This window comes from Kitasatospora sp. NPDC059146 (assembly GCF_042786665.1).
GTDB lineage: Bacteria > Actinomycetota > Actinomycetes > Streptomycetales > Streptomycetaceae > Kitasatospora.
This window is the reverse complement of sequence record NZ_JBHZCY010000027.1, coordinates 59,712-83,491: the sequence shown is the minus strand read 5'-3', so window position 1 is coordinate 83,491 and position 23,780 is coordinate 59,712. Positions and strand designations below refer to the sequence as shown.

Below are 23,780 nucleotides of genomic sequence, written 5' to 3'. Positions count from 1 at the left end.
GGGGTTGATCTCGGAGACGGCGCCGACGAGCGTGGTCTTGCCGACGCCGAAGCCGCCGGCGATGACGATCTTCGCGGAGGTGGTGGCGCGGGTGGGGGCGGCCGCGTTAGAGCTTGCGAAGTCCACTGAGGACCCTTTCGAGCAGCGTGACGTCGGGCTGGTTTCCGGATTCGCCCCCGGAAGCGGGCTGGTGGATGGCGACGAGGCCGGCCTCGGCCAGGTCGGCCACGAGGATCCGGGCGACTCCCAGGGGAAGTGAGAGCAGCGCCGAGACCTCGGCGACGGACTTGACCTCCGTGCACAGCGTGCAGATCCGCTGGTGCTCGGGGAGGAGGGTGGACAGGCGCTGCGGATCGACGTCGGCGGAGACCAGGGCCTCCAGCGCGAGTTCGTAGCGGGGCCGGGTGCGACCACCGGTCATGGCGAACGGTCGGATCAGCGGGCCGGAGTCCTGCTCGTCCTCGAACTCCTCGACGTACCCGGGCTCCTGGGCCGGCCGGTGGCCGGGGGCCTGGGCGGGCACCTGGCCGGGCGGCGTCGGGTGGCCGGGCGGCGGGGTGTCGAAGGCGGGCTGCGGCCGGGCGTACGGGTCGTACTGCCCGTACTGCTCCTCGGGCCGGGCGTACGGGTGCTGCTGGGGCTGCCCGTACTGGTGCCGACCGTACTGCTGACCGTGGCCGGCGCCGGGTGCTCCGAAGGCGTCGTGGCCCGTGCCAGGGTACGGAACGCCGTACTGGCCGCTGCGGTCGTCGGGCGGTGTCACGGTTCCTCTCCTCACAAGGTGCGGCGGTGCGGTGCGGGCTTCGGTACGAGTCCGGAGCCGGTGGTGCGAAGGCCGTACAACGTCCGAACCCGAGCCCGCCGAAGCGGGCCCGGGAAGGACGCGGAGGTACTTCGAATACCTGGACGGTATCCGACGAACCGTCAGTGCAGGAGACTGCCCTGGAGTTCTGCGCGGAGCGCGGGGGTGAGGACGGCGCCGGCCCGGTCGACGAGCAGGGCCATCTCGTACCCGACCAGACCGATGTCGGAGTCGGGGGAGGCGAGCACCGCGAGGGCGGAGCCGTCGCTGATGGCCATCAGGAACAGGAAGCCGCGCTCCATCTCGACGACGGTCTGGTTGACCTCGCCGCCTTCGAAGATCCGGCTGGCGCCGGAGGTGAGGGAGGTGAGGCCGGAGGCGACGGCGGCGAGCTGGTCGGCGCGGTCGCGCGGGAAGCCCTCCGACATGCACAGCAGGAGGCCGTCCGCCGAGACCACCACGGTGTGGGACACCCCGGGGGTGTTGTCCACGAAATTGGTGATCAGCCAGTTCAGGTTCTGTGCGGCCTGGCTCATCTGAGTCAACTCAACGCTCCTGGTGGTTCGAGCCGCCGAAGAGATCGGTGCTCCGGTTCTGTCCGTTGCCGGACTGGTCTACCTGATCGGGGTCGATCCGGAAGCTTCCGGTGTTGCCGGCGCTGCGGCCCTGCTCGACGCCGCGGCGCAGGTTGGTGAGGCGGCCACGGACCTCCTCGGGGCTGCGGGAGACCTGCGGCCCTTCCTGCGGGGTCGGCTTGGCGTTGCCGGGCACCAGGTTCTGCTTGGGCACGCGCCGGGGCAGTCCGGCCCCGGTGGTGCCGGCGGACGAGGGCTCGCGCAGCTGCTCGGCCCGCTGCCAGTCACCGTCGTTCGGCGACTGCCAGGGGGAGGCGGTCGGGCCGGTCGGGCCGTAGCCGCCCAGTGCGGACACGTCGTGGCCGCGGGACTCGACGGGCGCCGAGGTGTCCTTGGCGCCGGCGAACCAGTTCGGGGTGTCCCCGGACGGGGTCAGACCGACCGGGGCGCTGCCCGGGCCGCCGCCCGCCAGCTGCTGGCCGGGGCGGCGCTGGGGCAGCCCGGACGGCAGGGTGGCGGCGGGGGCCGGCGCGGGCTCGGCGGTGGGCAGGGCGGGCGGCTCCGGGGTGTACGGGTGGCCCGCGGGGGCCTCCACGGCCTGGTGGCCGTAGCCGTCCTGGGCGTACTCGTCCTGCTGGTAGCCGCCCTGGTCGTAGCCGTAGCGGTCGTCGGCGTAGCCGTCCTGCTGGTAGCCCTGCTGCTGCGGGTACTGGCCGTAGCCGTCCTGGGCGTACTCGTCCTGCTGGTAGCTGTTCTGGTCGTAGCCGTACTGCTCGTCGGCGTAGCCGCCCTGCTGGTAGCCCTGCTGCGGGGCGTACTGGTCGTAGCCCTGCTGGTAGTCCTCCTCGACCTCGGCGTCCAGCACCTGCTCCTGCGGGCCGCCCTCCAGGGCCGCGCGGCGGACCTGGTCGAGGCGCTGCGAGCGCTGGACGGCCTCCAGGGCCGGGCTGAACCCGGAGGAGCCAGCGTTGCCGATGCCGGTGAGGTGGTCGTCGAAGCCGAGCTCGGCGGCGCTGCGGCCGCCGTTGTCCGGGGCCCACTCGGCGGTCGGCTCCTGGTCGGCGAAGATCCGGGAGACGGTGAACTGCTCCTCCGGCTCCGGCGCCATCGCGGACTTGGTGACGAACGGCGGGAGCATGACGAGCGAGGTGGTGCCGGCGGACTCGCCGGACGGGCGGAGCTGGACGCGGACGTCGTGCCGCTGGGAGAGCCGGCCGACCACGAAGAGGCCCATGCGGCGGGAGATGGTGGCGTCGACCGTGGGCGGCTCGGCCAGCTTCTCGTTGATCTCCGCGAAGTCGTCGGCGGTGAGGCCGATGCCCTTGTCGTGGATCTCGACCAGCACCCGGCCGTCCGGCAGGCGGGTCGCGTTGACCAGCACCCGGGTCTGCGGGCTGGAGAACGAGGTGGCGTTCTCCAGCAGCTCGGCGAGCAGGTGGACGAGGTCGGTCACGGCGGCGCCGACGACCTCGACCTCGGGGATGCCGGACAGCTCGACGCGCTCGTACTGCTCCACCTCGGAGGCGGCGGCGCGCAGCACGTCGACCAGCGGGACCGGGGTGTTCCAGCGGCGGCCGGCCTCCTCGCCGGCGAGGACGAGGAGGTTCTCACCGTTGCGGCGCATACGGGTCGCGAGGTGGTCCAGCTTGAAGAGGTTCTCCAGCTGGTCCGGGTCGGCCTCGTTGTTCTCCAGGTCGGTGATCAGTGCCAGCTGGCGCTGGATCAGACCCTGGCTGCGGCGCGACAGGTTGGTGAAGATCGCGTTGACGTTCCCTCGCAGCAGGGCCTGCTCGGCGGCGAGCGCCACGGCCTGCTGGTGGACCTGGTCGAAGGCCCGGGCGACTTCGCCGATCTCGTCCTTGCCGTGCAGCGGGATCGCGCTCACCGAGGTGTCGACCCGGTCCGGGTCGGTCTTGGAGAGCTTCTCGACCAGGTCCGGCAGGCGGTGGTCGGCGATCTCCAGGGCGGCGCTGCGCAGGGTGCGCATGCCGAGGATCATCGAGCGGGCGACGTAGCCGGTGAGCAGGCCGGCCAGGATCAGTGCGGCGACGACGATGACCGTGTTGAGGATGGCGTCGTAGAGCGCGTTGTCCTTGAGGTTGCGGGAGTCGGTGAGGACGGCGTCCAGCAGCGCGACTTCGGTGTTCCGCAGGGCCTGGATGTGGGTTCCGGCGGCCTGGTTCCAGTTGTCCGGGGTCAGACCGGAGTTCTTGGCCTCGGCGTACGCGGCGTCGGCGGCGGCCTTGCCCTTCTGCTGGCCGATGGCGGCGGCCTCGGCGTAGTTGGCGGCCAGCGCCAGCAGGCCCCCCATGGTGGGCGCGGTGCCGTTCGGCATCTTGTACGCCGAGCGGTCCTGGGCGGTGGCCAGGGCGACCTGGGCGTCCGCGTACTTGCGGGCGTCCTCGGGGGCGGCACCGGTGTTGAACTCGGAGAGCGAGACCTGTTCCAGCTTCTCCGCGACCAGGATCTGCTGGGTCATGTCCTGGTTCTCGTAGCGCGTGGTCACGCCCTGCGAGGCACCGACCAGCAGGCTCAGCATCAGCGAGCGCTGGGTCGAGGCGGAGGCCTTGGCCAGCGACATCGCGTAGATCGCGCGGCCCTTGCTGGTGGCGTTGGCGGAGCCGTTGCCGACCGAGTTGTCGTAGGCCAGCAGCGGCGCGAACATCGCCGAGTAGGCGCTCGCGGTGGCGCTGGCGAACAGCTCCCTGCCGTACGCGACCTGCCGCAGGTGCGGGAGGTCGACCACGAGGGTCTGGAAGGCCTCGTGGCGGCGCGGGAGCTCGCCGGACTTGTCGGAGGCGTCGTACGCGGCGTTGTAGGCCTTGAGCGCGGCGTCGGTGTCGGCGCGGCGCTTGGCGACCTCGTTGTTCGGGTCCTGCCCGGTGAGCAGGGGTATCAGGGTCTTGTCGCGCTCGTTCTCGAGCGCCTCGGCGAGTTCGGTCGCCGCCTTGGCGAGCTCGGCGGTCTTCTCGGCCTTGGAGGCCTTGATGTAGCCGTCGACCGAGGTGTTCACTCGCAGACCGCCGAAGACGAGACTGATGATCACGGGGATCAGCAGGATCGCGATCAGTCGGGTCGGCACGCGCCAGTTGCGCGGACGGAGGAAGTCGTACCGGCTGGACGGCCCGCCTTCGCCGGACTGACCCGCCGCACCCGTGCGCGGCTCCGTGGAGGCCGTCGGGGGCTTGGGGGCCGGGGTGGTCTGGGGACGCTCCTCGGTGGGAGTGAACGCGGAGAATCCGGCCGGTTCCGCGGCGCCGCCGTTCGGCGCGCTCTGGCGGGGCTCGGAGCGCCGCTGCGGGGCGGGTTGCTGCTTACGCCTCACTCGACTACTACCTCTCGGCCGACTTGCCGGCCATGGATCAATCCAGCGCTACCCCCGGGGCCCTGGCCCGCCGCCGGACGGCCGGAGCGGGATGTTCAGGGGTAGCTGGAATTTCAGCACGTGCAGGGATGGGGGACAAACAGCCGTCGCAAGGCACCCGCGTCGGAACAATACGGACAATCAACGACATGACGGAGCAAAACCGTGGTGATCTGGCGCTGAGTGACGCTGATTCGCCACGCTGCGTCATTGTTGATCACAAAATGCCTACCGAACTGTTATCCGCTGCTTATACACGGGTCTTGCGCGCGGCCCCGGGAGGACACCGGCCGGTAAAGCACCGCCGCCCCGGCGACCCGTCAGTGTGACGGTTCGCCGGGGCCGCTCGGTTCCCGCGGGTGCTCGCGCGCCCACCGGTGCCCGTGTGCCCGGCCCGTCAGCGGAGTCGGGCGAGGAGGGCGTGTTCGACGAGGGTGATGAGGGCGCTCTTGGCGCTGTCGCGTCGGCGGGCGTCGAGGGTGACGACGGGGGTGTCGGGGCCGAGTTGGAGGGCTTCGCGGACTTCGTCGCCGGTGTGGGGCTGGTGGCCGTCGAAGCCGTTGAGGGCGACGACGAAGGGCAGGCCGCTGTTCTCGAAGTAGTCGAGGGCGGGGAAGCAGTCGGCGAGGCGGCGGGTGTCGACGAGGACGACGGCTCCGATGGCGCCTCGGACGAGGTCGTCCCACATGAACCAGAAGCGGTCCTGTCCGGGGGTGCCGAAGAGGTAGAGGATGAGGTCTTCGTCGAGGGTGATGCGGCCGAAGTCCATGGCGACGGTGGTGGTCGTCTTGCCGGAGACGTGGCTGATGTCGTCGATGCCGGCGGAGGCCGAGGTCATGACGGCTTCGGTGCGCAGGGGGTTGATCTCGGAGACGGCGCCGACGAGCGTGGTCTTGCCGACGCCGAAGCCGCCGGCGATGACGATCTTCGCGGAGGTGGTGGCGCGGGTGGCGGCGGCCGCGTTAGAGCTTGCGAAGTCCACTGAGGACCCTTTCGAGCAGCGTGACATCGGGCGTTCCGCCCGACTCGCCCGCGGCGGCGGGCTGGTGGATGGCGACGAGACCGGCCTCGGCCAGGTCGGCCACGAGGATCCGGGCCACACCGAGCGGAACGCCGGCCAGTGCGGAGATCTCCGCGATGGACTTGACCTCGCGGCAGAGACCGACGATCCGGGCGTGCTCGGGCAGCAGCCCGGTGGTGCGCTCGGCCGAGCCCGTGGTCGAGATCAGGGCCTCGATCGCGAGCTGGTAGCGGGGGCGGGTCCGGCCGCCGGTCATCGCGTAGGGGCGGACCAGCGGCTGCTGCTCGTAGCCGTCGGACTGCTGCCCGCCGTAGCCGCTGCCGTACCCGTTGCCGTACGAGCCGGCGGGTGTCGAGGGCGGGGTCATGGGTCCTCCTTGTGCTGCGGCCTTGGGCAGCCGGTTCCAGCTGGGGCGGTGCCAGCTGAGGCGGGATCAGCTGCCTGAGGGTAGCTGAGGGTGAGGCGCCGGGTCCGGTCGGGTCGGACCCGGTGCGGGGTGGAACGGTGGATGGTCCGCGTGGGTTCCGGTCAGTGCAGGAGACTGCCCTGGAGTTCCGCGCGGAGTGCGGGGGTGAGGACGGCGCCGGCCCGGTCGACGAGCAGGGCCATCTCGTACCCGACCAGACCGATGTCGGAGTCGGGTGCGGCCAGGACGGCGAGGGCGGAGCCGTCGCTGATGGCCATCAGGAACAGGAAGCCGCGCTCCATCTCGACGACGGTCTGGTTGACCTCGCCGCCCTCGAAGATCCGGCTGGCGCCGGAGGTGAGGGAGGTGAGGCCGGAGGCGACGGCGGCGAGCTGGTCGGCGCGGTCGCGCGGGAACCCCTCGGACATGCACAGCAGGAGGCCGTCGGCGGAGACCACCACGGTGTGGGACACCCCGGGGGTGTTGTCCACGAAGTTGGTGATCAGCCAGTTCAGGTTCTGTGCGGCCTGGCTCATCTGGTTCAACTCAACGCTCCTGGTGATCTGCGCCGTTGCCGTCGCTCCGGCCACCGAAACTATCGAATCCGGGCTGCTGGGCACCATGCTGGGAGCCCGGCTGGTTGGCGGCCTGCTCGGCCCCGGCCCGCCGGCCCTGCTGGATGCCGCGGCGCAGGTTGGTCAGGCGGCCGCGGACCTCCTCGGGGGCCCGGGAGACCTGGGGACCGGTCAGCGGCGAGGCCTCGGCGGTGCCGGAGACCAGGTTGGCCTGCGGGGTCCGCCGGGGGAGGCCGGACATGGTGACCCCGCTGGTCGAGGGCTCGCGGACCTGCTCGGCACGGCGCCAGCGCTCGTCGTTCGCGGACGGGCGCCAGGGCGCGTCACCGACGCCCGGCTGCGGCGGCTGCGGCTGGCCCTGCGGGGCCTGCTGCTGGGGGGCCTGCTGGGCCTGCGGGGCCTGCTGCCGGGGCGCCTGGCCCTGGGGGGCCTGGGGGCGCTCCTGCCGGGGCTGCTGCTGCGGGGCCCGCTGCGGCCGGCCCGGCTGCTGGAGGTCCGGCTGCTGGAGGTCCGGCGCGGAGGTGCCGGGGCGGCGCGGCTGGTACGAACGGGGCCGGCCCTGCGGCTGGCCGTCGGCCTGCTGCGGGTACCAGGGCTGCTCGCCGGTGGCCTCGGACGGGCCGGTCGGCAGGGCCATCGGCTCCTGGCGCTGCGGCTGCTGCGGCGCCTGCTGCTGCGGGGCCGGCTGCGGCTGCTGGGGCTGCGGCTGGGCCGGGCCCGGCACGTTCGGCAGCACCGGCTCCACCAGGCCGAGGCCCAGCGGGTCCCGCGGGTCGATCTGGCTGGCCTCGAAGCGCGGCCGGGCGAACTGCTGGGTGCTCTCCACCGACGCCGGCTCGGCCGACGGCAGCGGCTGGGGCTGCTGCTGCGGGGGCAGCTGGGGCTGGGGCTGGCGGCCCTGCTGGGGCGCCTCCGGGCCGGGACGCTGCGGGCGGCGCTGGCCCTGCGGACCCTGAGGCCCCTGGGGCCCCTGCGGACCGGGCCGGCCCGGCTGACCCGGGCCCTGCGGGCCCTGCTGGCCGGGGGTGCGCTGCGGCAGGCCGTCCTGCGGACGGTTGCCCGGACGGGCACCCTGCTGCGGGGCGCCGGGACCGCCGGGGCGGCCGTGCTGCGGCTGCTCGCCGGTCCGCGGCGCGGGAGCGCCCGGAGCACCGTCGAACTCGCCGCCGGGACGCGGACGTTCCTGGCCGGGGCGGCCCTGGCCGCGGCGCGGCAGGCCGTTCGGGCCGCCCTGCGGCGGGCCCTGACGGCCGGGGGAGCGCTGCGGCAGCGCGCCCTGCGGCGCCTGCTGCGGCTGGCCGGGGCCCTGCTGACCGGGGCCCTGCTGACCGGGCTGACCCGGTCCCTGCTGACCGGGCTGACCGGGGGCCTGCTGGCCGGTTCCCTGCGGGCCCTGACCCTGCGGCGCCGTGGCCGGTCGGCCCTGGCCGCGCCGGCCCGGCTGACCCGGGCCCTGCTGGCCGGGGGTGCGCTGCGGCAGGCCGTCCTGACCGGACCGGCCCGGAGCCTGCTGGCCCTGCGGGGCCGGGGGGGTCTCGCGCAGCGACTGGCCGACCTGACGGGTCGGCAGTCCGGCCGGCCCGCCGGTCCGGCCGCCGGGCGCACCCGGGCCGGTCGGCGCGGCGGGGGCGGACGGACCGCCCTGGCCGAGCTGCGGACGGCCGCCCTGCGGGGCACCGCCCGCCGGGCCCTGGCCGAGCGCGGCCGGACCGCCCTGGCGGGCGGGCGGCACCTGGCGCTGCTGGCGCGGCGTCGGGGCGGCCCCGCGCTGCTGCTTGCCCGGTGCGCCGGGGCCGGGACGGCCGCCGGGGCCGCGCCGGTCGGCGGAGTTGGTGACGTCGACCGGGAGCATGACCAGCGCGGTGGTGCCGCCGGAGTCGCTCGGACGCAGCTGGATCCGGATGCCGTGTCGCAGGGACAGGCGGCCGACCACGAAGAGGCCCATGCGGCGGGAGACCGAGACGTCCACCGTCGGCGGGTTGGCCAGGCGCTCGTTGATCTCGGCCAGGTCGTCCGGGCTGAGGCCGATGCCGGTGTCGTGGATCTCGACCAGCACCCGGCCGTCCGGCAGGGCGTGGCCGGTGACCCGCACGCGGGTCTGCGGGCTGGAGAACGAGGTGGCGTTCTCCAGCAGCTCGGCGAGCAGGTGGACGAGGTCGTTGACGACGCGGCCGGCGACCTCGGCCGACGGCACGGCGGCGAGTTCGATGCGCTCGTACTGCTCCACCTCGGAGGCGGCGGCGCGGAGCACGTCGACCAGCGGGACGGGGCGGGTCCAGCGGCGGCCCGGGTCCTCACCGGCGAGGACGAGGAGGTTCTCGCCGTTGCGGCGCATGCGGGTCGCGAGGTGGTCGAGCTTGAACAGGTTGGCCAGCTGGTCCGGGTCGGCCTCGCGGCTCTCCAGTTCGGAGATGAGCGACAGCTGGCGCTGGATGAGGCCCTGGCTGCGGCGCGAGAGGTTGGTGAACATCGCGTTGATGTTGCCGCGCAGGAGGGCCTGCTCGGCGGCGAGGCGGACGGCCTCGCTGTGCACCATGTCGAACGCGTGGGCCACGTGGCCGATCTCGTCGGTCGAGTCGACGGCGACCGGCTCGACCGTGGTGTCGACGTCGTGCGGGTCGCTCTCGGAGAGCGTCTTGACCAGCTCGGGCAGGCGGCGCTCGGCGACGTCCTCGGCCGCGGTCTGCAGGCGGGTCAGCGAGCGCACCATCGAGCGGGCGATCAGACCGGCGCCGCCGAGGGCGATGATCAGGGTCAGGGCGACGGCGGCACCGATGATCAGGGCCTCGGTGTCGGCCTGGGACTGGAGGTCCTGGGCCTTTCCGTCGAGGTCCTCGATCAGCTTGGCCTCGATCCGGCGCTCGGCCGTGATCTTGGTGGTGGCCTTCTCGTACCAGTCCTTGTACGAGACCGCCTCGGTCTGGTGGATGCCGCCCGGCTGGAGGATCGAGCGCGAGTAGCGGTCCGCCTCGGCGATGACGTTGTTGTAGCTCAGCTGGCCGCGCAGGTTGTCCAGGTCGTGCGAGGTGTAGATGTTGTTGAAACTGGTCAGCGCGTTGTCGTACGTGGTGCGCAGGCGGATGCCGAAGGACTCGTCGCTCGCGCTCAGGTCGGGGGCCTTGGGGTTGCCCAGACCGGCGCTGATCAGCGCGCGCTGCTGCGAGGTGGCGTCCTTGGCGAGCGAGAACTGCTGCAGCGCGCGGGTGGCGATGAGCAGGTCCTGGTTGTTCGAGGCGAGCGCGATGTCCTGGGTGATGCCCAGGAGGTCGCGGATGATCACGTCGTACGCGGTGATCGTCGCCTGGATGTTCTGGTTGTTCTGGTACGGCGTGTTGCGGGCGTCCGCGATCGAGTTCAGGTCCTTGCGGATCTGGAACAGCAGCGCCTTCCCGCCGGAGAGCTGGAGGTTCTCGAACTTGTCGGAGGAGGCGGTGAAGGTGCGGCTGAGGTCGTCGGTGCTCTTGCGGGCGGCGACGATCTCGTCGTCCAGCGGGTCGTTCGGCCGGTTGGTGATGTAGCCGGCGCTGATGTCGCGTTCGGTCTGCAGGGCGTCCGCGAGGTTGGTCGCCTTCTTGGCCAGGTCCGACAGGTTGGCCATCTGGGCGAGCTGCTGCGAGTTCTGCATCGAGGTCTGGATGCGCAGGCCGCCGAGGACCAGCGAGACCATGACCGGCAGCGCGAGCAGGGCGATCAGTCGGGTGCGGATGCGCCAGTTGCGCATCGCGAGCCGGCTCAGACCGGTGGCGCGGCGCCTGGTCAGGGTGGTCCGGAGCTTGTCCCGGGCGGACTTCCGTTCCTGGCCGTCGTCGTCCGGCCGGGCGAGGGCCTCGGGCGTCACGGGGTCGGTCGGGCCGCCGGGGGCCGCCGCCTGTTGAGGGGCTGCCACGGGCTCGCGCGACTCCGGGTTACCCGCGGCGCCGCTACCCCTTTTGAAACGTCCCTGCACTGGCGTCGCAACCTCTGGACCGGGCGTCCCGCCGCGTCGCCACGGCCTGGACGGTGTCGAGTTTCCTTCCGCACCCCGGCCGGTCCGGGAGAGCGGGTCGCCGGGGTGGACTGCTCCCTACCCACGGTCCGTGGCATTCCAGCACAGCGAGGGAATCCCAACAAGGGCCGCCGGAACCGACGGTCGGGTACTACCGACCGCATGCGTGATCTCACTGACTGTGCGGTAACCGGACCGGAATACCGCCTTTTTCGGACACTCGCCGGATACATGCCAACGTGGCCGGAGATCGACAAGAGTCGCAGACCTGCCGGAATGACCGTTCCGGGCGAATTGTCGGGAAATTCCGATCCGGCGATATGTCGGATATTCGTGATTTGTGCGTCAATTTGTGAGCAAAATCACAGGTGAATGTGTAGCTTTGGTCACGGCCCGTATGGAAAGAGATCTCGTAACCTTGGCTGTCTCCTGAGCACGGCCCCGATCAGCCTGCCCAGAACCCCTCCGAATCAATCGGAATCACGCAGGCCGGTGCGGATCCCTGGCGGACCGCCCGGCCACGACCACGAGGTGCTCTCGATGTCCCTGGCGAAGAAGGCCACCAAGTCCACGCTGTCCTGCCGCTCCACGGCGAACCCGCGCCGGACCACGCTGGCCTCGGTCGAGGACTTCAGCAGGATCCCGGGTGCCCGCAAGCCCGAGGACGTCGTCACCTACGGCACCGAGCTGCCGGCCGTCACCGCCAACCCGCGCCGCGTCCAGCTGATGGTCGCCCCCGTCATCACCCCCCGGGACTGATCCCGCCCCTGGCGCGACCCGAGGGCGCCGTCACCGCGAACAGCGGTGGCGGCGCCCTCGTGCGTCCCGGGTCGGGGCCCTCCGCCCCGACCGCGCTGAACAGGGCCGAAGGGGTCGCGGGAGGCCCCACGCGATAGCCTGGGCGCGATTGACGGGGCCGCGCCCGTGGCGGGCGGGGCGCCCAGCAGCGCCCGGGGGCGCCCCGGGCGGCCGACGAAGCGAGGGGTAGCCCAGCCGTGCGCATTGCCAGGTTTTCCGTCCGGGAGGGGAGCCCTGCCGCCGGCAGCGTTTCCTTCGGCGTGGTCGAGGGGGATCCGTCCCGGCCCGACTCGCTGGTCGTGCACGAGCTGGCCGGTCACCCGTTCGGCCAACCCCAGCCCACCGGTGAGAGCTACCGCTTCCAGGACGTCCGGCTGCTCAGCCCGATGCTCCCCAACAAGATCGTGGCGGTCGGCCGCAACTACGCGGCGCACGCGGCGGAGCTGGGCAACGACGTCCCGGACGTCCCGCTCACCTTCTTCAAGCCGTCCACCTCGGTGATCGGCCCGACCGAGAACATCGCGTACCCGCCGTTCTCCTCGGACGTCCACCACGAGGCCGAACTCGCCGTGGTGATCGGCCGGATGTGCCGCGAGGTGCCGCTGGACCGGGTGCCCGAGGTGATCCTCGGCTACACCTGCGCCAACGACGTCACCGCCCGGGACGTCCAGCAGCGCGAGGGCCAGTGGGCCCGGGCCAAGGGCTTCGACACCGCCTGCCCGCTGGGCCCGTGGATCGAGACCGACCTCGACCCGTCCGACCTGGCGATCACCTGCACGGTCAACGGCGAGCTCCGCCAGACCGGCCGCACCTCCCTGATGATCCGCTCGGTCGCCGAACTGGTCGTCCACATCTCCGAGGCCATGACGCTGCTGCCCGGCGACGTCATCCTCACCGGCACGCCCGCAGGGGTGGGCCCGCTCAACGTCGGCGACGAGGTCGCCGTCTCCATCGAAGGCATCGGCACTCTCGCCAACAAGGTGATCAAGCGTGGCTAACACTGACCCGGCCGTCCGGGTTCGCTTCTGTCCGTCCCCGACCGGCAACCCCCACGTGGGCATGGTCCGCACGGCTCTGTTCAACTGGGCCTACGCCCGCCACACCGGCGGCAAGCTGGTCTTCCGGATCGAGGACACCGACTCCGCCCGCGACTCCGAGGAGTCGTACACCCAGCTGCTGGAGGCCATGAGCTGGCTCGGCCTGGACTGGGACGAGGGCCCGGAGGTCGGCGGCCCGCACGCGCCGTACCGCCAGTCGCAGCGGATGGACATCTACGCCGACGTCGCCCGCCGCCTCCAGGAGGCCGGCCACGCGTACCACTGCTACTGCAGCACCGAGGAGCTGGACGCCCGGCGCGAGGCCGCCCGCGCGGCCGGCAAGCCCTCCGGCTACGACGGCCACTGCCGCGAGCTGACCGAGGAGCAGGTCGCCGTCTACAAGCTGGAGAAGCGCGAGCCGATCCTGCGCTTCCGGATGCCCGACCGGACCATCTCCTTCGACGACCTGGTGCGCGGCACGCTCACCTTCGAGCCGGAGAACGTCCCGGACTACGGCATCGTCCGCGCCAACGGCGCCCCGCTGTACACCCTGGTCAACCCGGTGGACGACGCCCTGATGGGCATCACCCACGTGCTGCGCGGCGAGGACCTGCTGTCCTCCACCCCGCGGCAGATCGCGCTGTACGCGGCGCTCGCCGAGATCGGCGTCGGCGAGGGCACCACCCCGCGCTTCGGCCACCTGCCGTACGTGATGGGCGAGGGCAACAAGAAGCTCTCCAAGCGCGACCCGCAGTCCTCGCTCAACCTGTACCGCGAGCGCGGCTTCATCCGCGAGGGCCTGCTCAACTACCTGTCCCTGCTGGGCTGGTCGCTGGCCGAGGACCGCGACCTGTTCGACATGGACGAGATGGTCGCCGCCTTCGACGTCGCCAAGGTGAACTCCAACCCGGCGCGCTTCGACCTCAAGAAGTGCGAGGCGATCAACGCCGAGCACGTCCGCCGGCTGGCCCCGGAGGACTTCGTCCGCCGCCTGGTGCCGTTCCTCCAGGGCCCCGGCCTGCTGCCGGCCGAGCCGACCGCCGAGCAGCTGGACCTGCTCGCCCGGATCGCGCCGCTCACCCAGGAGCGGATGGTCGTGCTGAGCGAGATCGTCAACATGGCCGGCTTCCTGTTCGTCGACCCGGCCGACTTCGCGGTGGACCCGGACGACGCCGCCAAGGTGCTGACCGCGGACGCCGGTCCGGTGCTGGAGGCCAGCGTCAAGGCGCTGGAGGAGCTCGCGGACTTCACCCCGGAGCCGATCCAGGCCGCGCTGCGCGAGGCCCTGGTGGAGGGCCTGGGCATCAAGCCCAAGTTCGCCTTCACGCCGCTGCGGGTGGCCGTCACGGGCCGCCGGGTCTCGCCGCCGCTGTTCGAGTCGATGGAGCTGCTCGGCCGCCCCGAGACGCTGCGCCGGCTCCGTTCCGCCCTGGACGCGCTGCCGACGGCCTGAACGGCCCGCGCAAGCGCCTCCTGAGCAGCCCGCGGGCCCGGCTCCGTGCCGGGCCCGCGGCGCACCCGGAGGTCATCGGACGGCCTCCCCACCGCTGCCTGCGGTTATCGATTTTGGAGCCAGGGCAGACGTCGGGTAATGTTCTTTCTGCGCCGCCCGGGAGGGAACGGACGAGGGAGCGAAAGCCCCTCGGAACGGGACCGACCGAGAGGCGCAACGCCTGAGAAGGGCCCGCAGGGGTTCAACTCTGGTGGGGTATGGTGTAATTGGCAGCACGAGTGATTCTGGTTCATTTAGTCTAGGTTCGAGTCCTGGTACCCCAGCGCAGTACGATCGGCAACGGTCACCCAGCAGTACAAATGAAGATCCAAGCCCCCGTTGTGTAGCGGCCTAGCACGCTGCCCTCTCACGGCAGTAGCGCCGGTTCGAATCCGGTCGGGGGTACTGATCCCGCAAGGGATCGCCTGGATGCCCCCGTTGTGTAGCGGCCTAGCACGCTGCCCTCTCACGGCAGTAGCGCCGGTTCGAATCCGGTCGGGGGTACTTCAAAGCACGAAGCCGGTGGCTGTGTTCTTCTCGAGGACATGCCCATCGGCCCTTGCTTTGCGTTGGGGTATGGTGTAATTGGCAGCACGAGTGATTCTGGTTCATTTAGTCTAGGTTCGAGTCCTGGTACCCCAGCCAGAAATATGGAAGACCCCGTCCGCGGGGTCTTTTTGCTTTTCCGCCGCGCAGGTGTGCGAAGGGCCCCGCTCGATCCGAGCGGGGCCCTTTCGCGTGCGGTGGGGGAGTGGGGGATTCGGGTTCGGGGGAGTCGGCGGGGTGGGTGGGGGAGTCCGCCGGATCAGCTGCGCCGCAGGGCCTCGGTGAGCCGGTTCGCGGCCTCGATGATGGCCTGGGCGTGCAGCCGGCCCGGGTGGCGGGTCAGGCGCTCGATCGGGCCGGAGACGGAGACGGCGGCCACCACGCGGTTGGAGGGGCCGCGCACGGGGGCGGAGACGGACGCGACGCCCGGCTCCCGCTCGCCGATCGACTGGGCCCAGCCGCGCCGCCGGACGCCGCTGAGCGCGGTGGCGGTGAAGCGGGCGCCCTGGAGGCCGCGGTGGAGCCGCTCGGGCTCCTCCCAGGCCAGTAGGACCTGGGCGGCCGAGCCGGCCTTCATCGGCAGGGTGCTGCCGACCGGGACGGTGTCCCGCAGACCGGAGAGCCGCTCGGCGGCGGCTACGCAGATCCGCATCTCGCCCTGCCGGCGGTAGAGCTGTGCGCTCTCGCCGGTGACGTCGCGCAGGTGGGTCAGGACCGGGCCCGCGGTGGCGAGCAGCCGGTCCTCGCCCGCCGCGGCGGAGAGTTCGGACAGGCGGGGGCCGAGGATGAACCGCCCCTGCATGTCCCTGGTGACCAGACGGTGGTGTTCGAGTGCGACGGCGAGTCGGTGGGCCGTGGGGCGCGCCAGACCGGTGGCGGCGACCAGCCCCGCCAACGTGGCGGGGCCCGACTCCAGTGCGCTGAGCACCAGAGCGGCCTTGTCGAGAACGCCGACGCCGCTAGAGTTGTCCATGCCCTAAGACTGCAGTCTCATTCCGCGAGACGCAAGTTCAATCTTCCGGGAAAAGCGCCACTCTGGATGCAGCAGCCCGGGAGACATCCAGGATGGGGCCTCGTCAGAGTGTCCGCATCGTGGACAGCGATCCGGCGTGCAGGTCTCGCGAACACGCTCCCCACGGGCGGGCGCGCAATGACCTCGACGACACGAGAAGGCCGGCAACGCGGCCGGCTGGAGGGAATCCGATGGGACGGACACTCGCAGAGAAGGTCTGGGACGACCACGTCGTGCGGCGCGCGGAGGGCGAGCCCGACCTCCTGTTCATCGACCTGCACCTGCTCCACGAGGTGACCAGCCCGCAGGCCTTCGACGGGCTGCGGCTGGCCGGCCGTACGGTCCGCCGCACCGATCTGACGATCGCCACCGAGGACCACAACACCCCGACCCTGGACATCGACAAGCCGATCGCGGACCCGGTCTCCCGGGTGCAGCTGGAGACCCTGCGCCGCAACGCGGCCGAGTTCGGCGTACGGATCCACTCGCTCGGCGACGTCGAGCAGGGCGTGGTGCACGTGGTCGGCCCCCAGCTCGGCCTGACCCAGCCCGGCACCACCGTGGTCTGCGGCGACTCCCACACCTCCACCCACGGCGCCTTCGGCGCGCTGGCGTTCGGCATCGGCACCAGCCAGGTCGAGCACGTGCTGGCCACCCAGACCCTGCCGCTGGCGCCGTTCCGCACCATGGCGGTCACCGTCGAGGGCGACCTGCCCGAGGGCGTCACGGCCAAGGACCTGATCCTCGCCGTGATCGCGAAGATCGGCACCGGCGGCGGCCAGGGCTACGTCCTGGAGTACCGCGGTTCGGCGATCCGGAGCCTGTCGATGGAGGCCCGGATGACCGTCTGCAACATGTCGATCGAGGCGGGCGCCCGGGCCGGCATGATCGCCCCGGACGACACCACCTTCGACTACCTCCAGGCCCGCCCGCACGCCCCGCAGGGCGAGGACTGGAACGCCGCCGTCGCGTACTGGCGGACCCTGGCCACCGACGAGGACGCCGTCTTCGACCACGAGGTGTTCATCGACGCGAGCGAGCTCACCCCCTTCGTCACCTGGGGCACCAACCCCGGCCAGGGCGCCCCGCTCGGCGCGGACGTCCCGAACCCCGCGGACTTCGCCGACCCGCAGGAGCGCGCGGCCGCCGAGAACGCCCTCGCGTACATGGGCCTGGAGGCGGGCACCCCGCTGCGCGAGGTCGCCGTCGACGCGGTCTTCGTCGGCTCCTGCACCAACGGCCGGATCGAGGACCTGCGCGCCGCCGCCGCCGTGCTGGAGGGCCGCAAGGTCGCCGACCGGGTGCGGATGCTGGTCGTCCCCGGCTCCGTCCGGGTCGCGCTCCAGGCCGTCGAGGAGGGCCTGGACAAGGTGTTCACCGCCGCCGGGGCCGAATGGCGGCACGCCGGCTGCTCGATGTGCCTGGGCATGAACCCCGACCAGCTCGCTCCGGGGGAGCGCTGCGCCTCCACCTCGAACCGCAACTTCGAGGGCCGCCAGGGCAAGGGCGGCCGCACCCACCTGGTCTCCCCGCAGGTCGCCGCCGCGACCGCCGTCCTGGGCCGGCTGGCCGCCCCGTCGGACCTGTCCGCCAACTCCGCCAACGTCGCCGTGGAGGCCTGAGCCATGGAGAAGTTCACCACCCACACCGGCCGGGCCGTCCCGCTGCGCCGCAGCAACGTGGACACGGACCAGATCATCCCGGCCCATTGGCTCAAGAAGGTCACCCGATCCGGTTTCGAGGACGGCCTGTTCGAGGCCTGGCGCAAGGACGAGTCGTTCGTCCTCAACCGGCCCGAGCGCGAGGGCGCCACCGTCCTGGTGGCCGGCCCCGAGTTCGGCACCGGCTCCTCCCGGGAGCACGCGGTCTGGGCGCTGCAGAACTACGGCTTCCACGCGGTCATCTCCTCGCGCTTCGCCGACATCTTCCGGGGCAACTCGCTGAAGAACGGTCTGCTGACCGTCGTGCTGCCGCAGGAGACCGTGGAGCGCCTCTGGTCGCTCACCGAGAGTGACCCTTCGGCCGAGATCACCGTTGATCTGGAAGCACGGGAAGTCCGGGCCGAAGGCATCACCGCGACCTTCGAACTGGACGACAACCTCCGGTGGCGGCTGCTCAACGGCCTGGACGACATCAGCATCACGCTGCAGAACGAGGGGGACATCGCCGCCTACGAGGCCACCCGTCCGGCGTTCAAGCCCCGTACTCTGCCGGTGTCCTGAGTTCCCCTCAGAACAAGCATTCTGACGATCCACCGGATGGCCCGCGCTCCCCCTCGGGGGGGCCGGGCCATCCGTCGTTCCGGAGCACGAGTTAGCACCGGGGGCTCCCCGGATTGCCCATTCGGCTTTGCGGAAGAGGGCCCCGCGCAAGTACAACTGCGGGTAGATGGCACAATCAGTACATGCACCGGCACCATGAACCTCCGTACGCGGGCGGCGAACCCGCGTCCGAGGAGTCCACGGGCCGGGGATCCGAACGCCGAATTGACGATCGGCCGGACGTCACCTCCGCAACACCAGCTGAGGCGCCGGACGACCAGGAAGTCGCAGCGCTCTACGCGCTTGTGGCCGAGCGGTTGAAGCAAGCTCACGCCCGCGTGCATGCGCTGAACGTGTCTGTCGATGCAAAGACCGCTCTCACCCGTCAACTGCTCATCGTCACGGAGACCGCCAAGCGCGATCTTCCGGAGGCGGCAAGGCGGTTGAGTCGCTTTGTACATGACCTCGACGAGGGGCACCCGCCCCGCGCCTGAGGTCGCGGACGCGCAAATCCATTGCGACACTAGGGTGATTCGCGCGTTTGGTAATTGAAAGTCCGCAGATACATACCTAACGTGCGAAAAGAACGGATGGAATCATCCGGCGCCCGTTTCCGAAGGGGAAGACGTGAACAAGGCTCAGCTTGTCGAAGCGGTGGCCGAGCAGCTGGGCGGTCGCAAGGCTGCCGCAGAGGCCGTCGACGCAGTGCTCGACACCATGGTCCGTGCCGTTGTGGCCGGTGACCGGGTTTCGGTCACCGGTTTCGGCACCTTCGAGAAGGTGGAGCGCTCCGCGCGCTTCGCCCGCAACCCGCAGACCGGCGAGCGGGTCAAGGTCAAGAAGACCTCGGTCCCCCGCTTCCGTCCGGGTCAGGGTTTCAAGGACCTGGTCAGCGGCAGCAAGAAGCTGCCGAAGGAAGGCCCCTCGGTGAAGAAGGCCCCCAAGGGCTCGCTCACCCCGGGCAAGACCGGTGTCGCCGCGACCCCGGCCGCCAAGCGTGCCGCCACCAAGCGCGCCGCCACCGCTGCCGCCGCCGCCCCGGCCGCCAAGAAGGCCGCCGCCAAGAAGGCGACCACCACGGCTGCCGCCAAGAAGACCACGGCCACCGCCGCGAAGAAGGCGACCGCCACGGCCAAGAAGGCGACCACCACCGCCGCCGCCAAGAAGACCACGGCCACCGCCACCAAGGCGGCTGCGACCAAGGCCGCGGCGACCAAGAAGACGGCCGCCGCCAAGAAGGCGACCACCACGGCTGCCGCCAAGAAGACCACGGCCACCGCCAAGAAGGCGACCGCCACGGCCAAGAAGACGGCGCCGGCGAAGAAGACCGCCACCCGCAAGACCACCGCGCGCAAGGCCTCGGCCAAGTAAGTCCCGCGCGACTGTCCTCGGACGGCCTTCGGCACAGAGCCGCGGCACCCCCTTCCGCGAATTGCGGAGACCGGGTGGCCGCGGCTCTTTCGATTTCCGGGCGCTTAGTCAGGATTCACCGGCAGCCGCCGTCCGGGCGCGGAAATCCGCGGGAACTGCGGGAACTGCCGGAAGGGTGGGAACGGCCGGAGGGGGGACGGTGCCGTCAGCGGTCGTTGACGCCGTCAGCGGCCGTCGGCCGGGTCGGGGAAGGTCTGCAGGGTCACGAAGACCACCCGGCGGGCCTCGCCCGCGCCCTCGGTGCGGATCCGCACCCGCTGGCCGGGCCGCAGCAGCAGCAGGCCGCCGGCGTCGAAGGCGGCCGCGTCGAACGGCACCGGGGTCCCGTCGTCGAGCAGCACCGAGCCGGCTCGGGTGGCGGGGTCGAAGGTGAACGCGGTGGCCTGCATGCCAGCAGCATAGCGAGCGGGTCCGACGGGCCCGCTGGTCAGGAGCCGCCCAGACGGGCGAACAGCGCACTGGTGTACGGGCCGAGGCCGAGCCCGGCGGCCTCGCCGAGGTCGGCGCCGGTGTCGACGTCCCGGCGCACCGACTCCACGTCCGCCAGGCGCAGTTCGAGCGCCCCGCCGGCCGCGTGCCGGGCCCGCGAGCCGTCCCCGAACGCGGGGGCGAGCGGACGGCCGGGGCCGCAGGCGAGCAGGGTGGTGCCCAGGCCGGGGGAGTCCGGCAGGAAGGCCCGGCCGTCCGACGGCACCGCGCCCAGCACCCGGGCGAGTTCGGCCGGGCGCAGGGCCGGCAGGTCCGCCGAGAGGGCGGCCAGCGGCGCCCGCGGGGCGAGCGCCCGGGCGGCCGAGGCGCCGTGCGCCAGCGCCCGGTTGAGGCCGCCGCCGGGCTCGTCGGCGACCACCAGGGCGCCCAGCCCGGCCAGCCGGGCGCCGGCGGTGGCGTCCGGGGTGACCACCAGGACGCGCGAGACGCCCGGGGTGGCCAGCGCGGCGGTGACCGTGTCGAGGGCGAAGGAGAGGGCCAGCTCGGCCCGGTGCGGGCCCGCGTACGGGGCCAGTCGGCTCTTCGCGAGGGCGAGCGGCTTGAGCGGTAGCACCAGCGACCAGTCGGCGGCGGGTGCGGCGGGCGCGACGGGCTCGCTGGGGCGTACGGTGTCCTGGGTCATCGGCGTCATTGTGACGCCGGTCCCGGAACCCTCGCCAGGCCGTCCGAGCTGTGCGGACGTGCGTTTGATCACGCCCGCCCGGCGGGTTGGCGCGGCCGCTCGACAGCCGGTGAGCAGGCGGGCGACACTGTTCCGCGCCCGTGCCCCGGGCACCGGTCGCGCCGGTGCGCGGCACGGGAGGCCATGACCGCGGCACCCCACGTGCCGCATGCGATGAGAAGGAGCCTGGGGTGGCCCGCCGCTCGTACGCCAAGTTCGGCAACGCCGACTACGGCATCTGGTACCGCTTCGCGGCCGTGCTGGTGAAGCCGGTGACGACCGCGTTGGTGAAGCCCGACTGGCGGGGCTGGGAGCACATTCCGGAGAAGGGCGGCTTCATCGCCGCCGTGAACCACAACTCGATCATCGACCCGGTGATCTACGCGCACTGGCAGTACAACAGCGGCCGTCCGCCGCGGATCCTCGGCAAGTCCTCGCTGTTCTCGATCCCCTTCATCGGGTTCATGCTGCGCAAGACCGGCCAGATCCCGGTGTTCCGCGAGTCCACCGACGCGGCGCAGGCCTTCCGGGCCGCGATCGACGCCGTCAACAACGGCCAGTGCGTGCAGTTCTACCCGGAGGGAACGCTCACCCGGGACCCGGACCTGTGGCCGATGACCGGCAAGAACGGGGTCGCCCGGGTCGCGCTGATGACCGGCGCGCCGGTCATCCCGGTCGCCCACTGGGGCGCCCACGAGATCATCCCGCCGTACGGCCGGGCCGGTTTCGGCAAGGGCAGGTTCAACCTGTTCCCGCGGCACCGGGTGACCGTGGCCGCCGGGCCCGCGGTGGACCTGAGCAAGTACGCGGGCATGGAGCTCACCGGCCAGGTGCTCAACGACGCCACCGAGGACATCATGGCGGCGATCACCGAGGTGCTGGCCGGGGTCCGCGGCGAGGAGCCGCCGGCCGAGCGCTACGACATGCGCAAGGCCGCCCGCGAGCGGGCCGCCGCCGCGCTGGCCGAACGCCGCCGCGCCAAGGGCGGCCGGAACGACAACGACGAAGAGGGGACGGGCCGGTGACCCGCTGCGCCGTGATGGGGACGGGCTCCTGGGGCACCGCGTTCGCGATGGTGCTGGCCGACGCGGGATGCGAGGTCGTGCTGTGGGCCCGCCGCCAGGAGCTGGTGGACGCCGTCAACTCCACCCACGAGAACCCGGACTACCTGCCGGGCGTCCGGCTGCCCGACACCGTCCGGGCCACCACCGACGCCGCCGAGGCGCTGGCCGGCGCCGACTTCGCGGTGCTGGTGGTGCCCTCCCAGACGCTGCGCGACAACCTGGCCGCCTGGGCGCCGCTGATCGAGCCGCAGACCGTGCTGGTCAGCCTGATGAAGGGCATCGAACTCGGCACCGCCAAGCGGATGAGCGAGGTGATCGACGAGGTCACCAAGGTCGGCCCGGAGCGGGTCGCGGTGGTCAGCGGGCCCAACCTGGCCAAGGAGATCGCCAACCGGCAGCCCGCCGCGAGCGTGGTCGCCTGCACCGACGAGGCGGTCGCCAAGCGGCTCCAGGCGGCCTGCCACACGCCGTACTTCCGGCCGTACACCAACACCGACGTGATCGGCTGCGAGCTCGGCGGCGCGGTCAAGAACGTGATCGGCCTGGCCGTCGGCATGGCGGCCGGCATGGGGCTCGGCGACAACACCAAGGCCACCCTGATCACCCGCGGACTGGCCGAGACCACCCGGCTCGGCGAGGTGCTGGGCGCCGACCCGCACACCTTCGCGGGGCTGGCCGGGATGGGCGACCTGGTCGCCACCTGCTCCTCGCCGCTGTCGCGCAACAACACCTTCGGGATGAACCTGGGCCGGGGCATGTCGCTGGCCGAGACCATCGCGGCCACCCGGCAGACCGCGGAGGGCGTCAAGTCCTGCGAGTCGGTGCTGGACCTGGCCCGGCGCAGCGGGGTCGACATGCCGATCGTCGAGGCGGTGGTGGACGTGGTGCACAACGGGCGGCCCACCCAGGAGGCGCTGCAGGTGCTGATGTCCCGCTCGGCCAAGGCGGAGCGGCGCTGAGGCCCGGCCCGTCGGGCCCCGCACCCGGTGGTGGGCGCGGACTCTCCGGGCCGGCGTTGACTTCCCGGAAACACCTCGCACGGTAGTCTCAAACCCGATATGAGCATCGAACAGACCACCCCGGACCCGTCCGCCCCCAAGCCGCGCGTCGCGCTGGTCTTCGGCGGGCGCAGCTCCGAGCACGCGATCTCGGTCTCCACCGCGGGCAGCGTCCTCCGGGCGATCGACCGTGACAAGTACGACGTGCTGCCGATCGGCATCACCCACGAGGGCCGCTGGGCGCTGACCAGCGACGAGCCGTCCCGGATGGCCATCACCGACCGCCGGCTGCCGGACGTGGCCCACGTCGCCGAGGCCGTCGACGGGCAGGTCGCGCTGCCGGTCTCGCCGGGCAGCCGGGAGGTGCTGCTGAGCGAGCCGGGGAGCGCCCCCAAGGCCCTCGGCGAGGTCGACGTGGTGTTCCCGCTGCTGCACGGCCCGTGGGGCGAGGACGGCACCCTCCAGGGCCTGCTGGAACTCTCCGGCGTCCCGTACGTCGGCAACGGCGTGCTGGCCAGCGCGGCCGGCATGGACAAGGAGTTCGCCAAGCGGATCCTGGCCTCGCACGGCCTGGGCGTCGGCCACTACACGATCGTGCGGCCGCGCGACTGGGAGACCGAGCCGGGCCGCGCCGCGGTGCGCGAGCGGGTCGCCGAGCTGGGCCTGCCGGTGTTCGTGAAGCCCTGCCGGGCCGGCTCCAGCATCGGCATCACCAAGGTCAAGGACCTGGCCGAGCTCGACGCCGCGATCGAGGAGGCCCGCCGGCACGACCCCAAGCTGATCATCGAGGCGGGGGTCTCCGGCCGCGAGATCGAGTGCGGGGTGCTGGAGTTCGAGGACGGCCCGCGGGCCAGCGTCCCGGCCGAGGTGCTGGTCGGCGAGGGCTTCGACTTCTACGACTTCGAGGCCAAGTACATCGACTCCTCCGAGGTGCGGATCCCGGCCGAGCTGACCGCCGAGGAGGTCGCGGAGATCCGGCGCCAGGCGGTGGCCGCGTTCGAGGCCTTCGGCTGCGAGGGCCTGGCCCGGGTCGACTTCTTCCTGCTGGACGACGGCAGCTGGATGATCAACGAGATCAACACCATGCCGGGCTTCACCCCGATCTCCGCCTACCCGAAGATGTGGGAGGCCAGCGGGGTCTCGTACGCGGAGCTGATCGACCGGCTGCTGCAGACCGCGCTGCGCCGCTCGACCGGGCTGCGCTAGCGGGCCCGTACGCGTAACAGGGGCGGGCCGGGACTTCCCGGCCCGCCCGTGACTTGC

General features: G+C 72.0%; 20 protein-coding genes, 4 tRNA genes and 1 pseudogene. 14 read left to right on the top strand and 11 right to left on the bottom strand.

Going from position 1 to position 23,780, the window contains the following annotated elements; translation table 11 throughout:
• From ACFXPX_RS15075 to ACFXPX_RS15040, 8 genes and pseudogenes are all read right to left on the bottom strand, one after another.
• Window positions 1-126, bottom strand: a pseudogene (locus ACFXPX_RS15075) (ATP-binding protein); the annotation flags it as partial.
• Complete coding sequence (locus ACFXPX_RS15070; RefSeq protein ID WP_380525286.1) at window positions 107-763, bottom strand: DUF742 domain-containing protein; 657 nt, start codon at window positions 761-763, stop codon at window positions 107-109. The pseudogene ACFXPX_RS15075 and the gene ACFXPX_RS15070, both read right to left, overlap by 20 nt.
• Before the next feature lie 161 nt (window positions 764-924).
• On the bottom strand, window positions 925-1,338 hold the full coding sequence (locus ACFXPX_RS15065; RefSeq protein ID WP_097236138.1) for a roadblock/LC7 domain-containing protein: 414 nt from the start codon (window positions 1,336-1,338) through the stop codon (window positions 925-927).
• A gap of 10 nt (window positions 1,339-1,348) precedes the next feature.
• Window positions 1,349-4,702 carry a nitrate- and nitrite sensing domain-containing protein gene (locus ACFXPX_RS15060; RefSeq protein WP_375891703.1) on the bottom strand — a complete coding sequence of 1,118 codons (3,354 nt, stop codon included), beginning with the start codon at window positions 4,700-4,702 and terminating at the stop codon, window positions 1,349-1,351.
• Between the two features lie 436 nt (window positions 4,703-5,138).
• Complete coding sequence (locus ACFXPX_RS15055) at window positions 5,139-5,723, bottom strand: ATP/GTP-binding protein (protein ID WP_380525284.1); 585 nt, start codon at window positions 5,721-5,723, stop codon at window positions 5,139-5,141.
• A complete protein-coding gene (locus ACFXPX_RS15050; RefSeq protein ID WP_375891707.1) occupies window positions 5,704-6,129 on the bottom strand; it encodes a DUF742 domain-containing protein in 426 nt (141 codons plus the stop codon). The genes ACFXPX_RS15055 and ACFXPX_RS15050 overlap by 20 nt, the downstream gene beginning before the upstream one ends.
• Before the next feature lie 161 nt (window positions 6,130-6,290).
• Entirely contained in the window at window positions 6,291-6,704 is a 414-nt protein-coding gene (locus tag ACFXPX_RS15045) for a roadblock/LC7 domain-containing protein (protein ID WP_030291361.1), read from the bottom strand.
• Between the two features lie 10 nt (window positions 6,705-6,714).
• Window positions 6,715-10,629 carry a nitrate- and nitrite sensing domain-containing protein gene (locus ACFXPX_RS15040; protein WP_380641454.1) on the bottom strand — a complete coding sequence of 1,305 codons (3,915 nt, stop codon included), beginning with the start codon at window positions 10,627-10,629 and terminating at the stop codon, window positions 6,715-6,717.
• 639 nt (window positions 10,630-11,268) lie between these two features.
• Here ACFXPX_RS15040 and ACFXPX_RS15035 point away from each other — a divergent pair.
• The 7 genes from ACFXPX_RS15035 (at window position 11,269) to ACFXPX_RS15005 (ending at window position 14,700) form a co-directional block, all read left to right on the top strand.
• Window positions 11,269-11,487: a hypothetical protein gene (locus ACFXPX_RS15035; RefSeq protein ID WP_375891710.1), complete on the top strand. Its 219-nt coding sequence runs from the start codon at window positions 11,269-11,271 to the stop codon at window positions 11,485-11,487.
• Window positions 11,488-11,723: 236 nt separating this feature from the next.
• Window positions 11,724-12,524 carry a fumarylacetoacetate hydrolase family protein gene (locus ACFXPX_RS15030; protein ID WP_375891711.1) on the top strand — a complete coding sequence of 267 codons (801 nt, stop codon included), beginning with the start codon at window positions 11,724-11,726 and terminating at the stop codon, window positions 12,522-12,524.
• On the top strand, window positions 12,517-14,016 hold the full coding sequence (gltX, locus tag ACFXPX_RS15025; RefSeq protein WP_380409461.1) for a glutamate--tRNA ligase: 1,500 nt from the start codon (window positions 12,517-12,519) through the stop codon (window positions 14,014-14,016). Before ACFXPX_RS15030 ends, gltX begins: the two co-directional genes overlap by 8 nt.
• Window positions 14,017-14,267: 251 nt before the next feature.
• A tRNA-Gln gene (locus ACFXPX_RS15020) sits at window positions 14,268-14,339 on the top strand.
• Between the two features lie 48 nt (window positions 14,340-14,387).
• Window positions 14,388-14,460, top strand: a tRNA-Glu gene (locus tag ACFXPX_RS15015).
• 26 nt (window positions 14,461-14,486) lie between these two features.
• Window positions 14,487-14,559 (top strand) — tRNA-Glu (locus ACFXPX_RS15010).
• A 66-nt stretch (window positions 14,560-14,625) separates the two neighbouring features.
• Window positions 14,626-14,700, top strand: a tRNA-Gln gene (locus tag ACFXPX_RS15005).
• Window positions 14,701-14,860: 160 nt separating this feature from the next.
• Here ACFXPX_RS15005 and ACFXPX_RS15000 read toward each other — a convergent pair.
• Entirely contained in the window at window positions 14,861-15,574 is a 714-nt protein-coding gene (locus tag ACFXPX_RS15000; RefSeq protein ID WP_030306825.1) for an IclR family transcriptional regulator, read from the bottom strand.
• Window positions 15,575-15,804: 230 nt separating this feature from the next.
• On the opposite strand from ACFXPX_RS15000, the gene leuC reads away from it, so the two are divergent.
• From leuC to ACFXPX_RS14980, 4 genes are all read left to right on the top strand, one after another.
• Window positions 15,805-17,235, top strand: coding sequence for a 3-isopropylmalate dehydratase large subunit (leuC, locus tag ACFXPX_RS14995; protein WP_380641452.1), 1,431 nt, complete (start codon window positions 15,805-15,807; stop codon window positions 17,233-17,235).
• Window positions 17,236-17,238: 3 nt separating this feature from the next.
• Window positions 17,239-17,835 (top strand): 3-isopropylmalate dehydratase small subunit, encoded by a 597-nt coding sequence (gene leuD / locus ACFXPX_RS14990; RefSeq protein WP_375891717.1) that lies wholly within the window; start codon window positions 17,239-17,241, stop codon window positions 17,833-17,835.
• A 182-nt stretch (window positions 17,836-18,017) separates the two neighbouring features.
• Window positions 18,018-18,368, top strand: coding sequence for a hypothetical protein (locus ACFXPX_RS14985; protein ID WP_375891718.1), 351 nt, complete (start codon window positions 18,018-18,020; stop codon window positions 18,366-18,368).
• 133 nt (window positions 18,369-18,501) lie between these two features.
• On the top strand, window positions 18,502-19,245 hold the full coding sequence (locus tag ACFXPX_RS14980; protein ID WP_375891720.1) for an HU family DNA-binding protein: 744 nt from the start codon (window positions 18,502-18,504) through the stop codon (window positions 19,243-19,245).
• Window positions 19,246-19,469: 224 nt separating this feature from the next.
• On the opposite strand, the gene ACFXPX_RS14975 is transcribed toward ACFXPX_RS14980, so the two are convergent.
• Together ACFXPX_RS14975 and cofC are read right to left on the bottom strand one after the other, a co-directional pair.
• The gene (locus ACFXPX_RS14975) at window positions 19,470-19,694 is read right to left on the bottom strand and encodes a hypothetical protein (protein WP_188305669.1); all 225 of its coding nucleotides are present in this window, start codon (window positions 19,692-19,694) and stop codon (window positions 19,470-19,472) included.
• Between the two features lie 38 nt (window positions 19,695-19,732).
• Window positions 19,733-20,416: a 2-phospho-L-lactate guanylyltransferase gene (gene cofC, locus ACFXPX_RS14970; RefSeq protein ID WP_375891724.1), complete on the bottom strand. Its 684-nt coding sequence runs from the start codon at window positions 20,414-20,416 to the stop codon at window positions 19,733-19,735.
• 230 nt (window positions 20,417-20,646) lie between these two features.
• On the opposite strand from cofC, the gene ACFXPX_RS14965 reads away from it, so the two are divergent.
• From ACFXPX_RS14965 to ACFXPX_RS14955, 3 genes are all read left to right on the top strand, one after another.
• Window positions 20,647-21,480, top strand: a complete 834-nt coding sequence (locus ACFXPX_RS14965; RefSeq protein WP_375891726.1) for a lysophospholipid acyltransferase family protein — start codon at window positions 20,647-20,649, stop codon at window positions 21,478-21,480.
• A gap of 14 nt (window positions 21,481-21,494) precedes the next feature.
• Window positions 21,495-22,478, top strand: a complete 984-nt coding sequence (locus ACFXPX_RS14960) for an NAD(P)H-dependent glycerol-3-phosphate dehydrogenase (RefSeq protein ID WP_380396348.1) — start codon at window positions 21,495-21,497, stop codon at window positions 22,476-22,478.
• A gap of 99 nt (window positions 22,479-22,577) precedes the next feature.
• Window positions 22,578-23,723, top strand: a complete 1,146-nt coding sequence (locus ACFXPX_RS14955; RefSeq protein WP_380641450.1) for a D-alanine--D-alanine ligase family protein — start codon at window positions 22,578-22,580, stop codon at window positions 23,721-23,723.
• Window positions 23,724-23,780 lie beyond the last annotated feature (57 nt).